Source organism: Paraburkholderia sp. GAS348 (genome assembly GCF_050434205.1).
Lineage (GTDB): Bacteria > Pseudomonadota > Gammaproteobacteria > Burkholderiales > Burkholderiaceae > Paraburkholderia.
Map to the genome: position 1 here is coordinate 538,889 of NZ_JBNPVT010000001.1, position 22,666 is coordinate 561,554.

Below are 22,666 nucleotides of genomic sequence, written 5' to 3' on the forward strand. Positions count from 1 at the left end.
ATGCGATCACGCAACGTCATGATTCCCGCCAGTCGGCTTACTAACTCACCTGGTCCCAATCTCATGTCCACGAACTCATCCCCATCGAACGCTACGCCGATCGTGACCGAGCTGCGCGTCGTGCCCGTCGCCGGCCGCGACAGCATGCTGATGAATCTGAGCGGCGCGCATGGCCCGTTCTTCACACGCAATATCGTCATTCTGCGCGACAGTGCCGGTCATACCGGTGTCGGCGAAGTGCCGGGCGGCGAGAGCATCCGCAAGACCATCGACGACGCGCGTCCGTTGGTCGTCGGCCAGTCGATCGGTAATTTGCAAGCCATCCTGAACAAGGCACGTACGCAGTTCGCCGACCGCGACGCCGGCGGCCGAGGCCTGCAGACTTTCGACCTGCGCACCACCATTCACGCGGTGACCGCGCTCGAAGCCGCGCTGCTCGATCTGCTCGGCCAGCATCTGGGCGTGCCTGTCGCGGCACTGCTCGGCGAAGGTCAGCAACGCGACGAAGTGGAAATGCTCGGTTACCTGTTCTATATCGGCGACCGCAAGAAAACCGATCTGCCCTATGCCAGTGGCGCGCAAGGGCGCGACGACTGGGAGCGTGTGCGTACCGAAGAAGCCATGACGCCCGAGGCGGTGGTGCGGCTTGCCGAGGCAGCGCAAGCGCGCTATGGCTTCAACGATTTCAAGCTCAAGGGCGGCGTATTGCCCGGCGACGCCGAAATCGAAGCGGTCACGGCGCTCGCCGAGCGGTTCCCCAATGCCCGCGTCACACTCGATCCGAATGGCGCATGGTCGCTCGCGGAAGCGGTGCGCCTGTGCCGCGACAAGCACGACGTGCTGGCTTATGCGGAAGACCCGTGCGGCGCGGAAAACGGCTACTCGGGCCGCGAGGTGATGGCCGAATTCCGCCGTGCGACCGGTTTGCCGACGGCGACCAACATGATCGCTACCGACTGGCGCCAGATGGGGCATGCGATCCAGTTGCAGTCGGTGGATATTCCGCTTGCCGATCCGCACTTCTGGACCATGCAGGGCTCGGTGCGCGTGGCGCAGATGTGCAACGACTGGGGTCTCACGTGGGGTTCGCACTCGAACAATCACTTCGACATTTCGCTCGCGATGTTCACGCATGTCGCGGCTGCGGCGCCCGGCAAGATCACGGCGATCGACACGCACTGGATCTGGCAGGACGGTCAGCGCCTGACGCGCGAGCCGTTGCAGATCGTCGGCGGCAAGGTCGAGGTGCCTCAGGCCGCCGGCCTCGGTGTCGAGCTGGATATGGACGAGATCGAGAAGGCGCACGCGCTGTATCGGCAACATGGCCTCGGCGCACGCGACGACGGCGTGGCTATGCAGTACCTGATTCCGAACTGGACGTTCGATAACAAGCGCCCGTGTCTGGTGCGCTGAGTTTCCCATGATCCGGGCGGCGGCCTGTGGGGCCGCCGCAAGCTGCTGCGATCAACTACCGCGGTTCTGCCGCGCTCAACTCCGGCGAAACACAACGTGCGAGATGCGCTGCACGAGCAACGCCGCTGCAAGCGCCGCCACCGCCGTCAGCCACACGCCGATATGAATCGACTGCACCAATGCATCGCGTGCCGTGTCGATCAGCGCCAGCGTATTGAGCCCCGACGTCTTCATATCCGCAATCAGTTTCGCGCGCACTGCTTCATCGATCAGGATGCGCAGATCGACGAAACGCGGCTGCCATTGCGATACGGCCGGCTCGCCGAGCACGCTCATCGTGCGCGTGACCACGTTGCGGTAATGATGCTGCACCACGGTTGCCACAATGCTGGTGCCCAGCATCCCCCCCACCATCCGCGTGGACTGCAGTAATGCGGTCGTGATGCCGAAGCGTTCACGCCCGGCAATCTCCTGGCCGAACACATTCAGATTGTTCAGAATGAAACCCAGGCCGATGCCGACGGCCGCCATCGGCAATTCGATCCACACGTGCGGCGTCTGCGGATTGGCAAACGCCAACGCGATCGACGCGAACAACAGCAGCGCGAACCCAATCGACAGAATCCGCGTGGGCTTCTTCATGTGAATGACGATGCGCGTATTCAGCAGGCTGCCGAGCGCGATGCAGGCGGCGATCGGCGTAGCGAGAAGACCGGCGTGTTGCGGCGACAATCCGAAGCCGCCTTGCAGCAGCAGTGGCGCGAAGAAGATCAGCGAGAACATCACGAAGCCGGACAGGAAGCCGAGTATGAACAGGGTGACGAGTTGCGCATCCTTGAAGAGGTCGAGCGGAATGATCGGGTGCGTGGCGCGTTTCTCGCACACCAGCAACGCGACGGCACCCACGCTCACGAAGGCCGCCAGCGCCAGGTTGCCGGGCGTCAGGCCATCTTTAGGCACGGCTTCGATGAAAGCCTGCAGGCCGCCCAACACGGCGGTGACCAGTGCTGCGCCGAGCCAGTCGATCTTGACTTCGCCCTCGTGCGGCCGCCGGAAGTTGGGCAGATGCGCCCAGATGAAATAGAGCGCGGCGGCGCCGACCGGCAGGTTGATCAGGAAGGTGGAGCGCCAGCCCCAATGCTCGCTCATCCAGCCACCCAGCGACGGACCCGCTGCGGTGCCGATCCCGTATGCGGCCGCCATTACGACTTGCCAACGCACCCGCGCGCGCGGATCGGGGAATAGATCCGGTATCGACGCGAACGCCGTGCCCACCATCATCCCGCCGCCGACGCCTTGCAAGCCGCGCGCGATCACGAGGAACAGCATGTCGTTTGCGACGCCGCAGAGCACCGACGCCACCGTGAACGTGATGACCGCGGCGATCACGAAACGCTTGCGGCCGAAATAGTCACCGAGGCGGCCGAACACCGGGACAGTCACCACCGACGCCAGCAGGTACGCGCTGGCAATCCATGCGTAGTACTCGAAGCCGTGCAGTTCGGCGACGATCGAAGGCAGTGCGGTGCTGACTACAGTCTGGTCGAGTGCGACCAGCATGTTGACGAGGCCGATGCCGAGCATCGCTAGCAGGGCGTTTCGGAAAGGCAGGGCGGTCGCAGTCGCAGTCGCAGTCGAGTTCACGGGTCTGGGAGAGAGGGGCTTTTCAGGGTGGGCGCGGCCGGGCGCGGGCCAGGGTCTTGACCACTATTGTGTCCTATAGTTGTCTGACCTCTTGCGCTCAATTATACGGGTTTCCCCTTAATCAAGGCCATTCTCGAGGCATTCAGCGCAAATAAATGCCGTGCGCGCGGGCACGGCAGGACGGGTGCACATCGATATGTGACGTCTGTTGACATTCATTAAGCGAGGCTGAGTGGCTTTCCTCGCAAGCTTTTGCGCCCGAGCGCTATCCCGCCGCGCGGCCGACGGCACGCCGCGAGGTGCACTGCACGAGCAGAGAGAAGTCGAGACCGGCTCACGACATCCACCTTCACGTTCTATGTTCCCGTCGCCAGGCGACGACGGGATGTTGACTGCGTTTGAGCGAATGAGTGAACTTGCGATCGGAGGGTGCTAGTCCTACTTCAGGAGTGTCATCTGCACGACCTTCAAAACAACAAGGCCAACGGCTAGCAGCAGGTAGCCGCGCAGCACGCCCATCCAGACACGCTTGGCCAGCGTGAGATTCGGCGGCGGCAGTTCGTCCAGCGGCGGCATGCGCCACGTGTCCCGGGCGCTCTTCGGATACTGCTGCACTTGTCCATCCGCGGCTTCGCGACGGACTCGGCGAATGCCGACGGTGGCGGCATAGCCGAGGATGGCCAGGAGTGTTCCGCCGGCGAGCGTTTCCAGAATCGTTTCACCCGTGATGTCCGGGTAGACGACCGAGGCGGTCAGGATGATGGACAGCATCACCAGCACCCACACAACGGCCCCCGTGAAGACGTTCAGTTTCTTCGAGTTGACCCACGGGCCAAGCACCGCGCGGTCGTTGCACAGCAGAAGCAAAAATACCGTAGCGCTCGGCAGCAGCACGCCCGCGAGCGTTTGCACAGCTTCAGTCAGCAGACCAAGCGGGCTGCCTGGAATCAGCACAAGCGTTGCTGCGGCCGCAACAATGCCGAAGTAGACGAGATAGAAACCCTTGGCGTCCGACACGGGGCGATGCAGCGAGTGGCGAATCTTGAACACGTCGCCGATGGCGTACGCGGTCGACAGCGACACGGCAGCAGCGCCGATGATGCAGGCATCGAGCAGCGCAACAGCGAAGAGCGTGGCCGAGGTGCGGCCCGCGTATTTCTCCAGACCTGCAATCACGCCACCCGCGTCCGTGAAATTGCCGAACTCAGGCTTGCCGGCATACAGGGCGGCGCAAAATGAAATCATCGCCACTGCGCCAATCAGCACGAACACAATGCCAATCCACAGGTCAGCCTTTTCGTACTTCATGAAACGCGGCGTGATGCGTTTGTCGACAATGTAGCTTTGCTGGAAAAACAGTTGCCATGGTGCAACGGTGGTGCCGACGATACCGATGACCAGCAGCATCACGTCGCTCAGTTTCGAATGGGCGGGCCAGTTCGGAATGAGGAAATCGCGCGTCATCTGGCCGACCGGCGGGTGAATCGACACCAGCACGGGCACCAGCAGCAGACTCAAGATGCACAGTACGACGGCGAAGCGTTCGAAGCGCCTGAAATTGCCTGTACTGACTGCGGCCATCGTCAGCGCCGCTGCAATGCAGACGCCCAGAAACTTGGAGATACCAAAGAAGTCAAGGACGAAAGTGATACCGATGAACTCGGTCACGATGGTCAGCGCGTTAAGAATGAACAGATCGACGACGCTGAACGCACCCCAGAACTTGCCGAAGCGCTCGAAGATGAGGCGCGCGTGTCCGACACCGGTGACGGCGCCCAGTCGCAGCACCATTTCCTGATTGACGAAGAGGACCGGTACCAGCAGCAGGATGGTCCACAGCAACGTGGTGCCGTAGTTCTGCCCGGCCTGGGTATAGGTGCCGAAGGCGCCTGCATCGTTGTCGCCGACCATCACGATGAGGCCGGGGCCGAGAATGGCCAGCAGTGTACGGATGCGAGCCCACCAGTTGGTGCGCGGCGCGGTGTCGTGGTGGGCGATGGTGCCCAGCGCACCCCTGATGTCGCCGACGTGTGCAGAGTCAAGCACGGCGCTGCGCGGCGGTGAGACGTTAGCTGGAGTGGACATTTTGTTTTTTCCCCTGATTCTGGTTATTGAAAGGACATTGCGCACCTCCGGCATACGTAAGGGCGTGTACCGTCGAAAAACGGCGTCGCTTGCGTATGACGGAAAAGGGCGCGGAAGATTACGAAACGAGCGTTTTAAGGCGTTGCCAGAATGCAGCGAACCTGTGCGGTTCGCTGGCATGCAGCGCCAGCATGGCGTCGTAGTGGACGCGTGATTCTTCAACGTGCGGCAGTTGCGACAGAAGGAGGCCGAAGTTCATGATATTTCTCCAGGCGTTGGCTTAACGCGGTTCGCGGAAAGCCAGCAGACATGGAGGTCAGGCGCACTATGCGCATATCGACGAACGTCTACTCGCTTTCCTCAGGCAAAGATAGAGGTGAGCGGCATATGGGATAACTGTCACTGTCCGGCATGGCGGCTCCTTATCGACGTCGGTACGCGCGCTTGCTGCATGTTTGCAACGCACGCGTTTATCCACGCGTCTGCCCGCGCCATCGAAAATCGACAAGGCGCGAACGGACGCAGCCGCGAGTCGACGCTCGCGACGCGATGCCGTACGGACGCACGAACGCTGCGGCCATATGGCGCTAATCAAGGTGCACGGAGAGGGTAACAACGGCGCGCACCGTCTGCCTGAAGGCAAGACGGCGGCTGGGTGAAGAGAGCGCGGACGTCCTGCCGGTCAGGCAGCGAAACTATTCGAAGGTCGACTACTGCAGGTGTCCAAGGCATCAGCCCCGTTTGTGAAGATTTTTGAATTTTAGGTGGCGCTTGAATCCGAAGTCAACATCATTCGTTAAGCAGAGCAGATATTGTTTGCCAACAACGTTTTCTTTCAAAACTGACAGGAAAGAACGGCCGTTTTTGTTCGGGAATGACATTGGAAATGAGAGACAGAACCGGTTGGCACGGGATTCTGGTCAGGAGATTCGGACTGCGATGTCTTTGAGGAATTTTTGCTTGTAGTTTTTATCGCGAGCCGAATACAATCCGCCCGTCTCATCAAAAGGAGTCCCTCGTGGACACATGCTCTAGTAGTGGAAGTCCGATGCCGGCCTGTGCCGGCGCAGTCACCGCGAGATAGTCGCCGCAGGAACACTCCTTCGCCGCTAACTCGCTTTTGCCGGGTTAGCGCGCTTCATTACCGACTGGTTCTTTGCCGGTCTGTCAGCAGCACGCTCCCTTTGTTTGGCCGCTTGTCGCAAGTCCGCTTGCGAAACGCAGTCACGTCGTCACACGTCGTCCGGCTTGGCCGGGCAGGGCGGGGGTGCGCGACACTTTTCGGAGACATGGGTGGCTTGCGGCCCTGGCTCGGCGACCACGGTGTGACGTTCAGCCTGCAGGAAACCAGTGAATACCTGAATAACCTCTCGGGAGGCGTCAAACGCGGTGGCGCCTACGATGGGCTAACGCAACTCGGTGTCGTGGTGGACACGCAAAAGGCATTCGGGCTGCCGGGCGGCACGTTCAACGTTTCAGCGTTACAGATTCACGGCACCAACCTGACCCAGCGGAATCTGCAGACCTTGCAAACGGCGACCGGCATCGAAGCGGATGCTACGACGAGACTATGGGAACTCTGGTATCAGCAGTCCCTGCTCGCGGGCAAGGTCGATGTGAAGATCGGGCAGCAGAGTCTCGACCAGGAGTTCATGACGAGCCAGTATGCGGCCACGTTCATGAACGCCACCTTCGGCTGGCCGGTGCTGCCGTCCACCGATATGCCGGCGGGCGGGCCCGCCTATCCGTTGTCGTCACTCATTCCGAATCCGGACAACCCATCGCAGCGTGTCGGCAATGAAGCCGTGCTGGGGCTGAGGACCAATATCCAGTTCTGACGCGCTGCGAGATGCTGCAATATGCCGCCGGCGCTCAGATATTGATCTGAGCGTCGATTTCCAGCGATCTTCCGCTATCTCAACTGCCAGATGCCCCATGCGGCAATGAGCAAAGCCGCGGTGAGCCCGCCGCCGAGTAGGATGTAGGTAGCCATTGAAATGAAATGTAAGCGATACGTGATTGAAAGGAGGATTCGTGAGATTGCCTCGTATGCTACCGGCCCTACCTTTCAGAACAACGTTCGATGACGCCTTGTAGTTCGCCTATCAGTGGCAGGCGGGGCGCGGAACGCAATCTGCCCATCGTGCGCCGGCCAGCCCGAGTGGATATCGGCAACCTTGATGCAGATGGTGAAAGCGCCCGGCGACGTGAATAATGGCAGTTCGTCGCGGTTATGGTTGATGTTGGCGGATTTCACGACCGCTTCCGGTGCGAATCAATGGGCGCTGATGGTGACGTGATCGCCTAACGCAATCAGTTTGCAACCGCAGGCCGTGCTGTGCCCGTACATCGCAACGCGCCTGCCGTTGTCCATGATCATGTCCGACCCTTCAATGATCGGATTGACACCGTGTGTCGGGCACGACACCAGATCGCCCACGCGGGCAACCTTGCGCCCGAGGACGTCCATTGTGTCGGAGCCGGTGATGATGAAACCCCCGTGTGTCGTGCTGTCGCCTACGCAGGCAATTGAATACATGTAGAACTCCTATCATTCAGGATCAGGTTTTGGGACGATAGCGTGAATCAGAAGGGCCGTTCCAGTTGGTCCCGTCATGAAAGCAGATTGTAGTGTTGTCATCAAGGCCACGCAACGCGCGCCCGTAGGGCCGTCGCGCATGTACTCTCGGCGCAGCAATAGAAGGGAAGAAGGGAATGTGACGCAGTAAACGAAGCGCGGGCCGTGAGTGTTACCAGCATTCACAGCCCGCTGACCACCACCAACTCATACAAGGAGTTGACCATGGCTAACGCCAATCTTAAAGCACAACCCCGCAAAGCCCGCAAACCTCGTCCACCTGAGTACGAGTATCGCAGCGGCATTCTGCGCAGCGCCCCCGATCCGGGGCCGACGCAACCAGACTTTTCTCGTAATCGTCCATACTTCATCCGAAACAGCTGAACAGGGGGGCTGACCCTCACCGCCGAGTAGGCGGACAAAGCGCCGCGTCAGCGGCCCTTTGTTCAATTACAGATGATCCGAAATCAATTTCACTAGATCATTAAAAGCCGCGTCAAGCTTTACCTTCACGTATTCTTCATTTCCGTGGAACTTAAAAATATAGCCAACAATTTCTTTTCCTTCCTGGTTCGTCAGGTCGGCGGTAAGTTCATATGTCCCATCGGCACCACTTAGATCGAGTGTTAAGTCAACCTCCGTAGGGTAAAAACTCACATATGCCGTACCACCGAGAGCGTTCTGGTAAAAACCCGAATTCGACGACTCAATCTTAATCTTCTCACCAACCGCAGTTTTTACCTTTTCAACATATCCTGCTAAATAAGCGCAGATATCGGTAGTCATCACTTCTTCCCCCGAGCAGTGACTGCTCCGAATATACCTTCCGTCAGAGAATGCGTCGAGTCGCTTCCTCTGGATTTAGCCCAGTCAGTCAGCTTGGAATCAGTAGGGTCGTTTATCGGCCTAATTGTTACGTGACCGTTCGGCTTGTCATGCGTCGCTTGCAGACCGCACGAACATAGCTTTTGCACGTTGAGTTCAACGTATTTCCCGCTGTCCAAACCGGCTTCCGATGTGGCCGCTGATAAGCCCGGCTCCTTCCCATCAATGCGTGTCGTATCTTTCCCGAGTCGCGGAGTCAAACTATCGGGCGTTCCTGACGCATTTCTGAAAACGGTTCCGCTCGTTAAAACTTTGGGTTCGAAGCCAGCCAGCCCCAGCGGATCAATCCACCCCGTCGGATCGGGCGCGTACTGCCAGGTGTTCAGTCCACCCGCGAGGTCAATCGGATCCTTGCTGATGAACCTGCCGCAGTGGGGATCGTAGTAACGGTGGAAGTTATAGTGCAGCCCCGTCTCGGCGTCGCCACTCTGACTTTGCAGCCGTCAGAAAATCTGGCAGTGGTGTGGATTGCCTACCACGTCATAGTCGTCCCACTCATGGAGCGCATTCTCTATCGAGCCTTGTACAACAAGGGGTTCCAACACGCGTTCTTATCTCAGACGAAAGGCTTCCTCGAGAGACAGCTCGTCCTCATCTTCTATCTCTGTCAGTGAATAGTTTTGAGGCAACGCAGATCGAACCGCGTTGTACAGGTCATGGTTTGAATTTGTGACCTCCAGAAGCAGTTCGTTCTCGCCAACCCTAAACACTCTCAAATCATATGCCCATGTGTTACGAGAATTGAGCGCCTTAAGAGCGATGCAGTTTGCCTTCTCATGCGCAACCAGCTGGCTTCGCCGTAACTCACTCATCACATGATCCGCGTTGCATTCGCGACCGTCCAGTCTTACCGAATATTCATAGCTCACAATCAACTCCCATCACCGTGAGGACGCCCACGAACCGTAGGAAGATCACCAGGGTTCCGAATTCCAATATGCTTTTCGTCCCCGTCTTCCGTAACTATTCCACGATCACTCAGTTGATTGTTGCACGGGTCTTGCTTATGGACATGAGCATTATTGCCCGACTTGTATCCGCTTGGATTCTGATTGCCGTAGCGATGAATCCTGACCTCCGAACCATCTGCATGATTCCAATTGGCGTTCTTCCCGTTATCTTTTGTTAGGGTAAAACTGTCTTTTGCGAGCGTTTTTTCGATACGAGCGACGCTCATGCCTTTTAGCTGCTGTAGAGCCTTTGCGGCCGATGTACACGTTAGCCCCAGCGGATCAATCCACTGTACCGGGTTGGGCGCATATTGATAGACGTTGATGCCACCGGCCAGTCCAATCGGATCCTTGCTGATGAACCGGCCGGTCGCCGGATCATAGTAACGGTTGCAATTGTAGTGCAGCCCTGTCTCATCATCATGATACTGCCCCTGGAAACGCAGCGCGTTAGTGACCTCTGCCGGGTCCGGCTTCTCCTTCCAGGTGTCTTTCCAGCCACCCCACGCCTTGTAGCGTGCCAGCCATACCACCTTGCCCGATTCATCCACGAGTTCCTGTGGCGTGCCCAGGTGGTCATTCTGATAGAACAGTGTAGCGTGGCGCGTCGTCGCCGGCATCTGCACAAAGCGCCCATCGGTGCCGGTCGCCAGGTGCGCCGCCTCGACCAGCGTTTCATCCAGCCGCGCGAGCGGCACGGACGAACCCGGTTCATGCAGATAGACCGACGCGGCCTGCCACTGATGCTCCTCATCCAGCGTGTGCATGCGCTGCGCGACCGGCAACGAATACGGGTCATTCGGATCCTCACGCACCAGACGCGCCGGGCGATAGCGATACGGACGGACATCGCCCGTTCGTCGCGGCGGCTCATGGAAACGCTCCTCCATCAGCAGCACATCGCCATCCCACGTGAACACCGTGCGATCGATCCCGCCTCCTGGCCGCTCGACCTCCTTCAACGTGCGCCGCCCGAACACGTCGTAGCGGAAACGCACCACCAGTTCCGCGCGTGCAGTGCCATTCAGGTAACGAACGCCGCCGTTCTCCAGAGGCTCCGTACGGTCCAGTTCGTTCGCGCCTGGCGTTTTCGCGTAGCGGCTCGCTTCCTTGAGCCGGTTGGCCGTGTCGTAGCGGTACAGCCACGTCCGCCCATCGCGTTCAATCCGCCGTATCAGGTTGCCGCGCGTGTCGTAGTCGTAACGGACCCGGTTCAGTTCGGCCAGCACGTTACCGATGCACTTTGGCAGTGACTGCTTCCACTCGTACAGTTTCTTCGCGTCCTCGGACCCGCGCCTGTTGTGGCGCAGCGGCGGGTATTGCTCGTCCGGATGCGCGCGCAGCCAGGCCGCATCTTCTGCCGCCTCGCGTGCAAACCGTTCCGCCTTTTCCCGTGGCGTCTCCATGACCGGCGGCGGCGTCATCTTCTCCGGGTCCACCGGATTGCCCGCCGGATCGAACGCGAAAATTTCCGTCAGGTCCGGGGTGACGGCCTTCAGCAGTCGCCCGACCGGATCATAGGTGTAGTCGGTCACGCCGCGCGTGCGGTCCTCGATGCGCATCAGGTGTCCTGCCGGGCCGTACTGCAAACGCCGTTGCGCGATGCGCTCGTGCGGACTGGCCGCGCTGGCGGGTCTCACCGCGAACCGCGTCAGCCGTCCGGCCGGATCGTATTCGCGCTGCTGGCTGAATGCCCTGTGCGTGCGTCCGGTTTCGCGGTGCAGCCGGTCCCGCTCGAAGTCGACCAGCGGCTGGCCATCGACCAGCACGCCATGCACATGCCCCGAGCCGTAACGCAGCCAGTCGATGGTGCGCGTGCTGGGCAGGATGGTTCTGGTGCGGTTGCCGAGCGCGTCGTATTCGTGACGCGTGACCGTCACGTATTCAGTGCCGGTGGTGGGATGCTGATGCTGTTCTTCCGCGATCAGGTTGCCTGCCTCGTCGTAGTGCAGTTGCACCCGGCTGGATTCGGTCTGCGCGGTCACGAGCCGCCCGCGTGCGTCGTAGTAGAACTGTTCGCTATGGGTTCCTTTTCCGGGTGCGCGGATGTTGCGCCTCGCGAGGCGCCCGAGCGGGTCGCGCACGAACCCGGTTTCCATGTCCCCCTCGCGCGAGCCCACAAGCTGTCCCGCCTCGTCGTAGGCATAGTGGGTGGTGCGACCGTCGAAGTCCTGCTGTTCGACCAGTTGGCCGAGGGCGTCGTAACGGAATCGCGTCACCTCGTCGTTTTCGTTGCGCAACCACTCGAGCCGCCATTGCGCATCGTAAAAGTAGGCGATGTGACCACCCGCCGCATCCTTGCGCCCTGTCGGCTTGTGGCGCATCGCGTAGCTGTATTCGGTCAGTTGTCCTGCGCCATCGCGGTACGACTTCAGGCTACCTTCGCCGTCCCATGTGAAGTGCTCCTCGACGCCGTCCGGGTGAGTGAGCTGGACGAGCTGGCCGCGTGCGTCGTGCCGGTAGCGGGTGATATGGCCTTCGGCATCGGTATGCCGCGCCAGATGGCCGCGCCCGTCGTAGCCGTAGGCCGTTGCGTAACCTGAACAGTCGACGGCTTCCATGAGCCGCCCCGCGTGGTCGTAGCGGAACTGCTTTACGCCGCCTTTCGGGTCGGTGAGCGATAGCATGCGGCCCGCACTGTTCCAGACGTAGTGCGTTGTGCGCCCGGCGGCGTCGGTCACCGATACGGGCCGGCCCAGCGTGTCATACGCGGTCTGCGTGACATCGCCATTGGCTGCCGTGACCGTGACTGGCAGACCCTGCGCGTTGTATCCGGTGCGTGTCGTATTGCCCAGTGCATCTGTTACGGCGACCAGGCGCCCGCTCGCGTCGTAGGCGAAGCGCTGCATCCGCCCCAGGGCATCGCGGGTGCCAATCAGGTTGTTGTTTTCATCCCAGTCGAAGCGTTCACTGGTACCGTCCGCGTACTCGACCAGAACGATGCGGTTATGCGCGTCGTAACGGTGGAGCGTGGCGTTGCCGGCGACGTCCGTGACCTTGGTGTACCAGTGTTCGCGGTGATACTCGAAGCGCGTGTCCTCGTACACATCGCGCGCCCCTTTACCCAGCCAGGTGCGCACGCATTGCGCATCGGCCGGGGCGGGCAGATCCGCCTGAGCGGTAACGGCGCGTCCAGATGATGGGCACTACACCGTCGAGTGCGAAATCGGTCTGCTCCAGGTTCTCGTCGCCCATCGCGTAGTTGACGGGCTTGGCACTATTGGTCTGGGGGCAGCCGCAGCCGTTCTTCGCTGGCAAGGTGCTCGGCTTCGCGCCCAGCTGCGTTGTGTCGCGATGTTCGCCGGGTTTCGTGTGAGGCTCTTTCATCGTGCCCGGTGCGGCCTGCGCGACATGCGACGGCTTGTGCGCACGCCGCGCCCTGATTTCTGCCACGATCTGCACGGCCATGAATATCAGCGTGCCCGTTGTGGCGGCATCGCCGAATGCCTTGTCGAGCATCGGTTCGGTATTGCGGTCGAACTCGTCAAGCCAGGCGAGGATCGCGTCGCGCCTGCCCGATAGCTTCAGCAGTTCATCAATCCCATGCAGGGCGATTTCCTCGCCCGTGGGCACCCACGACAGGAACCCGGAGTTCCTCCTTACCGCACCCATCTGCTCGGCTGCCGAAACCGGGTTCTGCACAAAGCGGCGCACGGTGCGCGACGCGTCGCGCACGCCTTTGACGATGTCCTGTTTCCACTCCTTCAGCTTTTCATCAAGGGTCGACATGAATTCGATCACGTCGCCGCCGGCGGTTGCCCAGAACAGGTCAACCAGCACGCCGATCGCAGCGCCCTTCGCGAACGCGAGCAGGATCTCCTTGACGACCGCGCGCGCGGGGCGGCTTGCGTTGCCCGCGGCAGGCACGACGCCGATGGCATCGACCGCGAGGATGCCCCAGTTGAACAGGTTCCTTGCCGCGCCGGTTACGCTGCATATGCGGTAAATGTCGGTGCCCACGTCATACAGCGACATGGCATTGCCGACCACGGGAAGCATGTACAGGCACTGGACAAAAATCTCGTGGCTATGGTTCTCCACGGATTCGATACCGACCTGCACGAGATTGGGCGTCGTGGCGGGTGCCGGCACGGGGCGGGTGATGACGCGCCGGGCCTCGGCGTTGCTCCTGATTTCCTGAGGAATCTGGCGGACAACTGTGTTCGGTGAGTTCGGGGTATTCGCGCTGGACATGTTCTTGTGGGGGAGCCGAGGGGTAGGAGCCGCGGCCGTTAGCCATCAGCCGATGGCGGGCGGCTTCGGCAGACCCTGCGCGCGTGCAGGCACACCTGGTGTCGCTGGAATGGCCGGGCTGGCCGCAGACATCGCCTGACGGGTGAGTGCATCCGCAGCGGCCTGTTCAAGCGTCGCCGTACTGCCCACAACGCCTTCGCTCGCGGCCTGGGTGGCGACGCCGGCGATTGTCGAAGCCATCGGGCTGACAGACGCAACAGCAGCCATCACCGGACCCGCCAGGCTCGGCAGCGCACGGGCGGCAGCAGAGCCGGTGCCCGCGACTTGCGGCGTACCCTTGGGGTCCACCCACCTGCGCGCCTTGTCCTCCAGGTCGTGCGCTTCCTCGAAGTATTCGACCGTGCCGCCGCCGCGCGGCGCATTGGACAGCGTGCCGCGACCGTTCGCGTCCAGCGTGCCGCCGCGCCAGCTGCCGTCAGGAAACGTCACCTTGTATTTCGCGTTCGGCACCGGCTGACCGTTCGGATAGGCATGCCACAACTGCATGCCGGTCGCCTCCTGTGCGGGCATCAGCGGCAGTGCCTCGTGTAGCGTGCCCGAAGGTCCGATACGCAGCGGGCCCTTTAGCGTGATTTCGCCCGCGCTGCCAATCTCCACCTGGCCGCCTGACAGCTTGATATATGCGCCACCACACATCAGCGTGAGAGACTTGTCCGCGTTCAGCGTGATTGAATCACTGGTGCTCGCGATCGTGACGCCCTTCAGGGCCGACAATGACAGCGCATCCCCCTGTGCCTGCACATCCACCTTGCCCGCAGCGGCGTAAATTTTCACGCCCTGCGTGTTCGCGAACAGTGACACCGCATTACCCGCCGCCACCGTATAGTTGCCGCCGATAGCCGCATCGGCATTGCCGCCCGTTGTCGTGAAGAAGTGCCCACCTGCCGAGAGTTGCAGGTGTTCGCCGCTAGTGAGCGCCACGCCATGCGGCGCGGAGGCGAGCAGCACGGCCCGCTGTAAGTCCTTGAGTTGTGTTTCGAGCAGCGCCTTTTGCGCTTCGCAGGCAGCGACCACCGCCTGAGCCTTGCCGACCGCTTCGGACAGGCTTTGCATGCGCGCCTGCGCGGCCTGCAACTGTTCCAGCGCGACGCTCATGTCGAGCGCCTGGCCGTTGGCCGCTGGCTGCGCGTCTGCGCTGAAGAACAGACCCTTGCCCGCGCGCAGCACGCCCCATAGACCCGTGCGCAGTTCGAATCCCTCGCCGCGCTGCTGCCGCTGCGAATTGACCAGGTGACCCATGTTGAGCTGGGTCTTGTCGCCGTAGTTGGTCGACAGCTTGATGCCTTCCTTGCCCTGCTTGTCTTCCATGCGCAGCTTGTTGCGCTGCGTACGGATCATGTTGCGGGTGTTCCAGCCGGTCTGGCCGGTCACGAGGTCGACGGCCTAGTTATGGTGTTGCACGAACGCTATGAACGGAGAATTTGGATTTCCGTTCATGAACGCCACGCCGACTTCGGTATCCTTCAGCAGCGGAAAGTGAAATCCCGTCTGGTTCGCGCCGGCAAATGGCTTGGCGAGCCGTAGCGGCACCGACTCGCCGCCAGCCGGCCATTCGTCATAGTCGAAATCGAACCGCACGGTGTAGTGACCAGCCAGCGTCAGGTGCGCCTCCGCATCGTTGTCCGGTGACGTGACGCGTGCCGAAAGCGTGCCGGCGATTTTCGGCCAATTGTCTTCTTCGAGCTTCAGGCGGAACGGACGCTCCGAAGGGATCGAGCGGAACGAGTTGATATAGGATTGGTTGCGTGCGGCTCGATGCACGACTTCAATGATGACCTGGCCGTGCGGCGCGTCTGGCAGCGGTTCATCCATCTTCAGCACGAGGCCGGGGCACAGGTCATGAACGGTGCTCCTGCCGTCGTAGACGATCTGCCACGCCACCGCGGCCTCGTGTCTCAGGCGTGCTTCCCGTGCAGCCTCCTGGGCATTCAGGTGGTGCGTACCAAATACGTACGTCTGCCCCCAGGTGGTTTTGTCGTCACGCGTGACATTGGCCCGAGCGTCGAAACGCTCCCATGCATCGTCCGGGTTGTAGTCCGCCACGCGCACCGATTCGGGAATGGTCTCGCTATGCGTCTGCAACGCAATCACGGCTTCATGACCCGACTCAAGACCCGAGGTCTCGCGATAGGGGATGACCACGTCAGGCCGGTACGTATAGCCGTCCACGTCATCGGCGAAATGCACCTCATCGCCGATCTTGCCGGGACGGATAAAGCAGTAAAGGCCTGTCTGACGCATCAGCAGGTAAATATAGTCCCAGTCCGACATCTGGTATTGCATACGGAATGCGAGCTTGGGAAACGCGCGCCGCAGCTTGAAACTGAACTGGTGCGTGCTGAAATCGTGACGGCGCAGGATATCCGCGATGATGTCCGGAACCGATTTGTTCTGGTAAATGCGTGTGGCGCGCGTGAGGCGTAGGCGTGCAATATGCGCCTCGACCACGATCCGGTATGCGCAGAAGTCACGCGTCCTGCGCGTACGGACCACCTGCGTGATACAGCCGTTGAAGGTCCGGGTCCCGCCGCCGTCGGGCGGCGGATCGATGGTGAATGTCGCATCGCGGCTTAGGTAGTCGACACGATTCAGGTCGACATTGGCCGTCAGTTCCAGCGTGATCTTGTAGGGCTCGCCCAGCCGTTCAACCGCTTCGACCGATACGATTGACAAGCTATCGGTCGAAGGCGCTTGCCTGACTTCCATGTGATATGACTGGCATCCGGTGGTCCATCGCGCCGTTGCGCCCCTGGCCTGTCCTCTGCTGACTCCATCCGTCATCCGCTCGCCTCCGTCCGTGTGCAGTGCATAAGATCTTGCGCATGGACTATCGGATGAACTCGAAAAAAAATCTATAGGATATCTACGTGAATTTCGCAAACACTTGTCGTGTCACGGGGCGCAATTGCATGAAACGTTACAGATGGTGACGGGATCGTTGCAAACCCGGTCGGCTGAAGGCGCGATTACTCCAGCTTTTGACCGTGGAAAGAGGCGATGCGTGATGAGGCGAGCTTCTGACGCAACGTCTTCGCGGCCTGAACCAAATTCGTCAGTGCCGGAATCACCTCCTCCCATGTACGCGGTTTCAGGCCGCAAGCCACTCGAGTACGGCGTTCAGGTCGGTTTTCCAGATGTTGCGCCCGTTGATTACGCCGGGCGACAACACCTTATCGGCCAACAGGTGCGCAACGGACGCCAGCTTGCGCAAAAGAAGTCGTCCGGGGCGCCCTCAAGAATGGCGGAGTTTGGCCGACAATGCGTACAGAGGCTTTGCAAAAGAAAATCTTGCGAGTTCGCGACACCTCGGCGACGCAATGGGTCAGAAAAAATCCCGAAATGTGTGATAAAACTATGGTAGTTCGAAAAAAGGCCTGACTGAACATGCCATCGGATTGTGATCGCGAATAAGAATTTAACTGGGCGTCGTTCCGCTACGGAGGCGTTGTGATTCGAAACTGGCTTGGCGGGGTGTTGGTTGCAGTGTGTTTCGTCAGTAACGCCTTTGCGGACGGACCGGATTGTTCCCGGCCGTTTACGCTTGGATTGCACGACCACGGCCTGCTCTATTCACTCGATACCGATAGTGGTATCGACAAAGACTTTGCAGATGAGTTGATCCGGCGTAGCGGTTGCCAGATCAAGGTCAGTCTGATGTCACGCGCACGTATCTGGAAACTGATCGAGTCGGGCGCACTCGACTTCAGTCTTTCTGGCATTGCAAATGACGAACGCAATCAATATGCTTCGTTTGCGTGGTACTTCAGTAATAAATACTATCTGCTCGTGCGGAAAGACGCCGGCATCCATAACGTCGCGGACTTCGAACACAATGAACGCGCCCAGCTCGGCGTGATCCGCAGTTTTCGCTACAGTGCATCGGCCAACGAACTGGTCGACAGACTGACGTCGGAAAACCGGGTCAGCCTGGCGGGCGGGCTCGAGCCTCTCTACCAGGCGCTGATTCTTCGACAGATCCAGGGCATGATTATCGAGCCCTTCGATTACCCCGCGCTGGACGAGAAAAAGATACGCGACGTGACGACGATCGTTGAGTTCAACGATCCTTCGGTGCCGCACGGTCTGATCATGTCGAAGAAAGCACTCTCGGCCGCCGAACAGGAGAAGTGGCGGGCGCTGGTGGATGAAATGCGTGCCGACGGAACGGTGCGCCGTATCTTCGAAAAGTACTTCAGGCCGGACCTGGCCGATGCCATGGTCAACTTCAAGGCGTCACCGTGATCCGGGTACGCTCGGTTCTGCTGCCGTTGCTGGTTTTATCCGCATCGCTCTGCGTGACCTGGGTCGTGTGGAATCACGAACGGCAAGCGACTCGCAAAGAGCTTCGCACCCAGTTTGATTACACCATGAGCGATGCGGTAGGCCGCATCGAACAGCGCATGGCGACTTACGAGCTGATGTTGCGAGGCGTGCAGAGCCTGTTTGCCGCGAACGGAACGATCGATCGCGACAGGTTCCGGCGCTATGTGAGCGCACTCAATCTCGACGCGAACTTTTCCGGCGTCCACGGCGTCGGCGTGATCGAATGGGTGCCCGCGGCGCGTAAAGCGGCTCATATAGCGGACATGCGCCAGGGCGGCATTCCAGACTACACGATTCATCCCGACGGGCGGCGCGAGGATTATGCCCCGATCATTCAGCGCGAACCCTTTATTGGCCTCGCACGCGGCCCGTCCGGCTTTGACACCTGGGACGAGCCGGTGCGGCGGGCTGCGCTGGAGAAGGCCCGGGATTCCGGCATGGCGGCGATCTCGGGAAAGGTGCGCCTTGCGATCGATATGGACGCAGACCCCCGGCCGGCTTTCATCATGTACCTTCCGGTCTATGCTTCCGGCAAGGCACAGGACAACCTCGTGCAGCGTCGGGCGAACATCATTGGTTGGGTCTATGCATCGTTCCGCATGCGCGATGTGATGGCCAGTCTCTACGGCGAGCAGCCACCCGGCGTCTCGCTGGCCATTTACGATGGCGTAGAACCATCGGAGGCAGCACTGCTGAATCGCACTTCGGATGCAAACAGCCAGCGTGCGCCCGCGCTCATCTCCGCAAACGAATATCTGGTTGTGGACGGGCACGACTGGACGCTGTCGATGAGCGCCTCCGACGCGTTCCGATCCCGCTTGGGACGTAATGCGGAGATGTTGATTGCGGGCACGGGCAGCGGGTTGAGTCTCCTGCTGGCGCTTCTGGCCTGGCTCGTGATGACGGGGCGGGAGCGTGCCATGCGACTCGCCTCGGCGATGACCCGTGAGTTGCGCGAGAACGAAGAAAAATTTCGCGCCATTGCCGACTGCACGGTGAACTTGGAGATCTGGTGGGGACGGGACGGCAAACCTCGCTGGATCAACCCGTCGGTTGAATACTACACGGGCTACACCGTCGCCGAATGTATGGCGATGCCCGATTTCACCCTCAAGCTAATCCATCCGGAGGACATTTCGCGCGTTGCGCCGGAATTTCAAAAAGGACTTCAGGGTTCTCGCGGCGAGGATCTTGAGTTTCGTTGCGTGCGCAAGGATGGATCGCTCCTCTGGCTGTCGGTTTCCTGGGTTCCGATTAGCAATCAGAAAGGAGACTTCATTGGTTTTCGTACAAGCGGGCGCGATATTACGGAGCGTAAGAAGTCGGAGGAGAAAATCCGCGAACTTGCCTTCTACGACACGCTGACCCGCCTGCCCAATCGCGCGCTCCTACTGGATCGGCTGAGGCAGTCAATGGCGGCCAGCCGGCAGAACAAGGCTTGCGGCGCCCTGATGTTCATCGATCTCGACCACTTCAAAACGCTGAACGATACGCTTGGGCACGACAAAGGCGATCTGCTCCTGCGACAGGTCGCATATCGCCTGTCGAGTAGTGTCAATGAGGGCGACACGGTTGCCCGGGTCGGCGGTGACGAGTTCGTTGTGCTGCTCGGCAACCTGAGTCTGGACAAGGCGACGGCGACGATGCAAACCGAGGCGGTGGGGGAAAGAATTCTCGCGGTGTTGGGGGGCGCCTATCAGCTCAATGGTGTCCAGTTCCGGAGTACCGCCAGCATCGGCGTCACAGTATTCAATGGGGAGCAGACTTCCACCGACGAGCTTTTCAAGCAGGCCGATCTCGCCATGTATAAGTCGAAGGAGCGCGGCCGCAATGCCATGTGCTTTTTCGACCCTGCGATGCAGACGGCAGTGCTGAGACGAGCCGAGCTGGAGGTGGGGCTGCGCAACGCCATTGAGGAGAACCGGCTCGTGCTTCACTATCAGGCGCAGGTCGTCGACGGCGACCGCATAACCGGTGCGGAAGCGCTGGTGCGCTGGGCGCATCCTGAGCGCGGCCTGATACCCCCGGGTGAGTTTATCCCGCTCGCTGAGGAGTCGGGGCTGATTCTCGAGATGGGGCGAACGGTATTGGCGTCCGCATGCGCCCAGCTGGCCCTGTGGGCGACGCGGCCGTCGATGGCGCATCTGTCTATATCCGTGAACGTAAGCGCCCGGCAATTTCGCGAACCTGACTTCGTGGACGATGTGCTCGCAGTGATCACCCGGGCTGGGGCGCGGGCGGACAGGCTGAAGCTCGAGCTGACCGAGAGTGTTCTGGTTGAGAACGTACAGGACATTATCGAAAAGATGAGCATCCTTCGAACGCGAGGTGTGACTTTCTCCCTGGATGACTTCGGGACTGGCTACTCTTCGCTGGCTTACCTGAAAAGATTGCCATTGGACCAGTTGAAGATTGACCGGTCGTTCGTGCGCGACATCCTGGTCGACCCCAACGACGCGGACATCGCAAGAACGATCGTGGCGCTCGCCCGAAGTTTTAACCTGGGTGTCATCGCAGAGGGCGTCGAAACTGAAGCGCAGAGAGATTTCCTTGCGGTAGCAGGATGTCATGCCTATCAAGGTTTCCTCTTTTGCAAGCCGCTTCCGATTCAGGGTTTCGAGCAATTTGTGAGCAGATTCGGTTCCCGGGACCGGACGGAAGACCGGTCGACGGGGCGTGATGGGAGAAGCGTTGGTTCAGATACGGTCACCTGATCAATCTATATTTGGCGGCAGGAAAACCGGCGCCGCGACGTCGCGGGTTCTTGCACCAGCTCCGCAACCTCGCGCCACCACTTCCCGCCGCGGTGCGGCGCGCCCAAATCTAACCGCTCGCCCATGCGGGGCGTCGCAAGCGGAATGCCGCGCGCGGCGGTGAGTCCGACCACGCGCTCGTAGGGTTCTTGCCAGCGATGCATCGCCAGGTCGAACGTGCCGTTGTGAACGGGCACCAGCCAGCGGCCGCGCAGATCGATGTGTGCCTGGACGGTCTCGTCGGGCTGCATGTGGACGTACGGCCATTGGGCATCGTAGGCACCCGTTTCGAGCAGCGTCACGTCGAATGGACCCAGCCGCTCGCCGATGGTCTTGAAGCCGTCGAAGTAGCCCGTGTCGCCGCTGAAGAATACGCGCAGCGCGTCATCGACGATCACCCACGAGGCCCACAAGGTGCTGTTGCCGTCAAACAGACTGCGGCCGGAGAAATGCTGCGCCGGGGTTGCCGTGAACGCCAGGCCGTCGATCTCAACGCTCTGCCACCAGTCGAACTGGCGTACCTTCGACGCCTCGATACCCCACTCGATCAGGCGGTCGCCGACACCCAGCGGCGTCAGAAACACACCCGTCCGCGCGGCGAGCGCCAGCACGGTCTCGCGGTCCAGATGGTCGTAGTGGTCGTGCGACAGAATCACGCCGGAGAGCGGCGGCAAGTCTTCGAGCGCGATGGGCGGTGCATGAAAGCGCTTCGGACCGAACGACCGGAACGGCGATGCGCGTTCAGCGAAGACCGGGTCGGTCAGCCAGAACTGACCACGCAGCTTGAGCAGCATGGTCGAATGCCCGAGGCGATACAGGCTCCGGTCAGGCGCGGCGTCGAGCTGTTCACGCGACAGCGCATCGACGGGCAGGGTGCCCGCCGGCACCGTGCCGTCCGGTTTGTTGAACAACACATTCCACACGATGCTCAAGCTCTTGCCGATTCCTTCGACGGGACGCGGCTTGACGTTACGAAAGCGCTCGCCGTCGTGCTGTGCCGACGTGTCGAACAATTCGCGCCCGCGTCGCGCTGCCGTCAGGCCCAAGGCGCGGCGAACAGAACCGGTGAACGATGTCATGCAAACCACCTCGATACGGAAAGTAGACTGTTGAGTGTAGTTTATTTTTGAGAAAAGTAAACTGCCCAGTGTAAAATTTAACGATGGACACCAGTGATACCCCTCTCCGCCTGACTGACCGCAAGCGCGCGGCCGTGATAGCCGCGGCCATTGAAGAATTTCTTGCGGCCGGCTTCGACGCGACCAGCATGGACCGCATCGCGGCGCGCGCGAGCGTCTCGAAGCGTACGGTGTACAACCATTTTCCAAGCAAGGAAGCGCTGTTCGCGGCGATCCTGCGGCAGTTGTGGGAGTCGAGTGACACAGGAGCGGCGCCGGCTTACTCCGCCGTGCACCCATTGCGTGCGCAGTTGCTCCAGCTTCTGTTGAAAAAGCTGAGCCTGTTGAATGACGAGGCGTTCCTGTCCCTCGCGCGCGTAGCGATCGCGGCGGGCATTCATTCACCGGAGCGCGCGCGCGATATGGTGACCCGCATGGGTGAACGGGAGGAAGACTTGACGGTGTGGATTCGCGCAGCCGCTGCCGATGGCCGTCTCAAGACGTCGGACCCGATGTTCGCCTCGCAGCAGTTGCAGGGCCTGGTAAAGGCGTTCGCTTTCTGGCCGCAGGTGACGATGGGCCAGCCACCGCTCAGCGTGGATGAACAAAGGCAAGTCGCGGAATCCGCTGCCGATATGTTTCTTGCGCGTTATGCGTGAATCG

General features: G+C 60.6%; 15 protein-coding genes and 3 pseudogenes. 6 read left to right on the top strand and 12 right to left on the bottom strand.

From position 1 onward, the window contains the following. Positions 1–63: 63 nt before the first annotated feature. A complete protein-coding gene (gudD, locus tag P3T22_RS02530) occupies positions 64–1,413 on the top strand; it encodes a glucarate dehydratase (protein ID WP_429324131.1) in 1,350 nt (449 codons plus the stop codon). Positions 1,414–1,488: 75 nt separating this feature from the next. On the opposite strand, the gene P3T22_RS02535 is transcribed toward gudD, so the two are convergent. The 3 genes from P3T22_RS02535 to P3T22_RS02545 form a co-directional block, all read right to left on the bottom strand. After that, complete coding sequence (locus P3T22_RS02535; RefSeq protein WP_063498508.1) at positions 1,489–2,997, bottom strand: MFS transporter; 1,509 nt, start codon at positions 2,995–2,997, stop codon at positions 1,489–1,491. 498 nt (positions 2,998–3,495) lie between these two features. After that, positions 3,496–5,142 carry an NRAMP family divalent metal transporter gene (locus P3T22_RS02540; protein WP_429324132.1) on the bottom strand — a complete coding sequence of 549 codons (1,647 nt, stop codon included), beginning with the start codon at positions 5,140–5,142 and terminating at the stop codon, positions 3,496–3,498. Positions 5,143–5,260: 118 nt separating this feature from the next. After that, the gene (locus P3T22_RS02545; RefSeq protein WP_181448454.1) at positions 5,261–5,401 is read right to left on the bottom strand and encodes a hypothetical protein; all 141 of its coding nucleotides are present in this window, start codon (positions 5,399–5,401) and stop codon (positions 5,261–5,263) included. 1,012 nt (positions 5,402–6,413) lie between these two features. On the opposite strand from P3T22_RS02545, the pseudogene P3T22_RS02550 reads away from it, so the two are divergent. Further along, positions 6,414–6,902 (top strand): annotated as a pseudogene (locus P3T22_RS02550) (carbohydrate porin); the annotation flags it as partial. Between the two features lie 515 nt (positions 6,903–7,417). Here the strand turns inward: P3T22_RS02550 and P3T22_RS02555 are convergent. After that, on the bottom strand, positions 7,418–7,681 hold the full coding sequence (locus tag P3T22_RS02555; protein ID WP_063498510.1) for a PAAR domain-containing protein: 264 nt from the start codon (positions 7,679–7,681) through the stop codon (positions 7,418–7,420). Positions 7,682–7,945: 264 nt separating this feature from the next. Here P3T22_RS02555 and P3T22_RS02560 point away from each other — a divergent pair, with 264 nt between their 5' ends. Then, a complete protein-coding gene (locus tag P3T22_RS02560; protein WP_158515312.1) occupies positions 7,946–8,104 on the top strand; it encodes a hypothetical protein in 159 nt (52 codons plus the stop codon). Positions 8,105–8,170: 66 nt separating this feature from the next. Here the strand turns inward: P3T22_RS02560 and P3T22_RS02565 are convergent, their stop codons facing one another. The 7 genes and pseudogenes from P3T22_RS02565 to P3T22_RS02595 all read right to left on the bottom strand — a co-directional run. Further along, positions 8,171–8,506: a hypothetical protein gene (locus P3T22_RS02565; RefSeq protein ID WP_063498511.1), complete on the bottom strand. Its 336-nt coding sequence runs from the start codon at positions 8,504–8,506 to the stop codon at positions 8,171–8,173. Positions 8,507–8,871: 365 nt separating this feature from the next. Further along, positions 8,872–9,048, bottom strand: a pseudogene (locus tag P3T22_RS02570) (RHS repeat-associated core domain-containing protein); the annotation flags it as partial. A 428-nt stretch (positions 9,049–9,476) separates the two neighbouring features. Further along, on the bottom strand, positions 9,477–12,635 hold the full coding sequence (locus P3T22_RS02575) for an RHS repeat-associated core domain-containing protein (RefSeq protein WP_429324133.1): 3,159 nt from the start codon (positions 12,633–12,635) through the stop codon (positions 9,477–9,479). Then, positions 12,616–13,545: a DUF6531 domain-containing protein gene (locus P3T22_RS02580; RefSeq protein WP_429324134.1), complete on the bottom strand. Its 930-nt coding sequence runs from the start codon at positions 13,543–13,545 to the stop codon at positions 12,616–12,618. The genes P3T22_RS02575 and P3T22_RS02580 overlap by 20 nt, the downstream gene beginning before the upstream one ends. A 249-nt stretch (positions 13,546–13,794) precedes the next feature. Then, complete coding sequence (locus P3T22_RS02585) at positions 13,795–15,180, bottom strand: DUF2345 domain-containing protein (protein ID WP_429324135.1); 1,386 nt, start codon at positions 15,178–15,180, stop codon at positions 13,795–13,797. 12 nt (positions 15,181–15,192) lie between these two features. Further along, positions 15,193–16,482, bottom strand: a complete 1,290-nt coding sequence (locus P3T22_RS02590) for a type VI secretion system Vgr family protein (RefSeq protein ID WP_429324136.1) — start codon at positions 16,480–16,482, stop codon at positions 15,193–15,195. A 424-nt stretch (positions 16,483–16,906) separates the two neighbouring features. Then, positions 16,907–16,993 (bottom strand): annotated as a pseudogene (locus tag P3T22_RS02595) (hypothetical protein); the annotation flags it as partial. Positions 16,994–17,256: 263 nt separating this feature from the next. Between P3T22_RS02595 and P3T22_RS02600 the strand changes: the two are divergent. Together P3T22_RS02600 and P3T22_RS02605 are read left to right on the top strand one after the other, a co-directional pair. Beyond that, the gene (locus P3T22_RS02600; protein WP_063498516.1) at positions 17,257–18,051 is read left to right on the top strand and encodes a substrate-binding periplasmic protein; all 795 of its coding nucleotides are present in this window, start codon (positions 17,257–17,259) and stop codon (positions 18,049–18,051) included. Continuing rightward, positions 18,048–20,846 carry a bifunctional diguanylate cyclase/phosphodiesterase gene (locus P3T22_RS02605; RefSeq protein ID WP_429324137.1) on the top strand — a complete coding sequence of 933 codons (2,799 nt, stop codon included), beginning with the start codon at positions 18,048–18,050 and terminating at the stop codon, positions 20,844–20,846. Before P3T22_RS02600 ends, P3T22_RS02605 begins: the two co-directional genes overlap by 4 nt. A gap of 5 nt (positions 20,847–20,851) precedes the next feature. Here P3T22_RS02605 and P3T22_RS02610 read toward each other — a convergent pair whose 3' ends face one another. Continuing rightward, positions 20,852–21,964, bottom strand: coding sequence for an MBL fold metallo-hydrolase (locus P3T22_RS02610; RefSeq protein ID WP_429324138.1), 1,113 nt, complete (start codon positions 21,962–21,964; stop codon positions 20,852–20,854). Positions 21,965–22,047: 83 nt separating this feature from the next. Between P3T22_RS02610 and P3T22_RS02615 the strand changes: the two genes are divergently transcribed. Next, entirely contained in the window at positions 22,048–22,662 is a 615-nt protein-coding gene (locus P3T22_RS02615) for a TetR/AcrR family transcriptional regulator (protein WP_429324139.1), read from the top strand. The last annotated feature ends 4 nt before the right edge of the window (positions 22,663–22,666 follow it).

Coding starts and splice junctions, on each gene's coding strand:
- P3T22_RS02560 (WP_158515312.1), top strand. CDS start 7,946: ATGGCTAACGCCAATCTTAAAGCACAACCCCGCAAAGCCCGCAAACCT.
- P3T22_RS02565 (WP_063498511.1), bottom strand. CDS start 8,506: ATGACTACCGATATCTGCGCTTATTTAGCAGGATATGTTGAAAAGGTA.
- P3T22_RS02610 (WP_429324138.1), bottom strand. CDS start 21,964: ATGACATCGTTCACCGGTTCTGTTCGCCGCGCCTTGGGCCTGACGGCA.
- P3T22_RS02545 (WP_181448454.1), bottom strand. CDS start 5,401: ATGAACTTCGGCCTCCTTCTGTCGCAACTGCCGCACGTTGAAGAATCA.
- P3T22_RS02615 (WP_429324139.1), top strand. CDS start 22,048: ATGGACACCAGTGATACCCCTCTCCGCCTGACTGACCGCAAGCGCGCG.
- P3T22_RS02535 (WP_063498508.1), bottom strand. CDS start 2,997: ATGCTCGGCATCGGCCTCGTCAACATGCTGGTCGCACTCGACCAGACT.
- P3T22_RS02555 (WP_063498510.1), bottom strand. CDS start 7,681: ATGTATTCAATTGCCTGCGTAGGCGACAGCACGACACACGGGGGTTTC.
- P3T22_RS02540 (WP_429324132.1), bottom strand. CDS start 5,142: ATGTCCACTCCAGCTAACGTCTCACCGCCGCGCAGCGCCGTGCTTGAC.
- gudD (WP_429324131.1), top strand. CDS start 64: ATGTCCACGAACTCATCCCCATCGAACGCTACGCCGATCGTGACCGAG.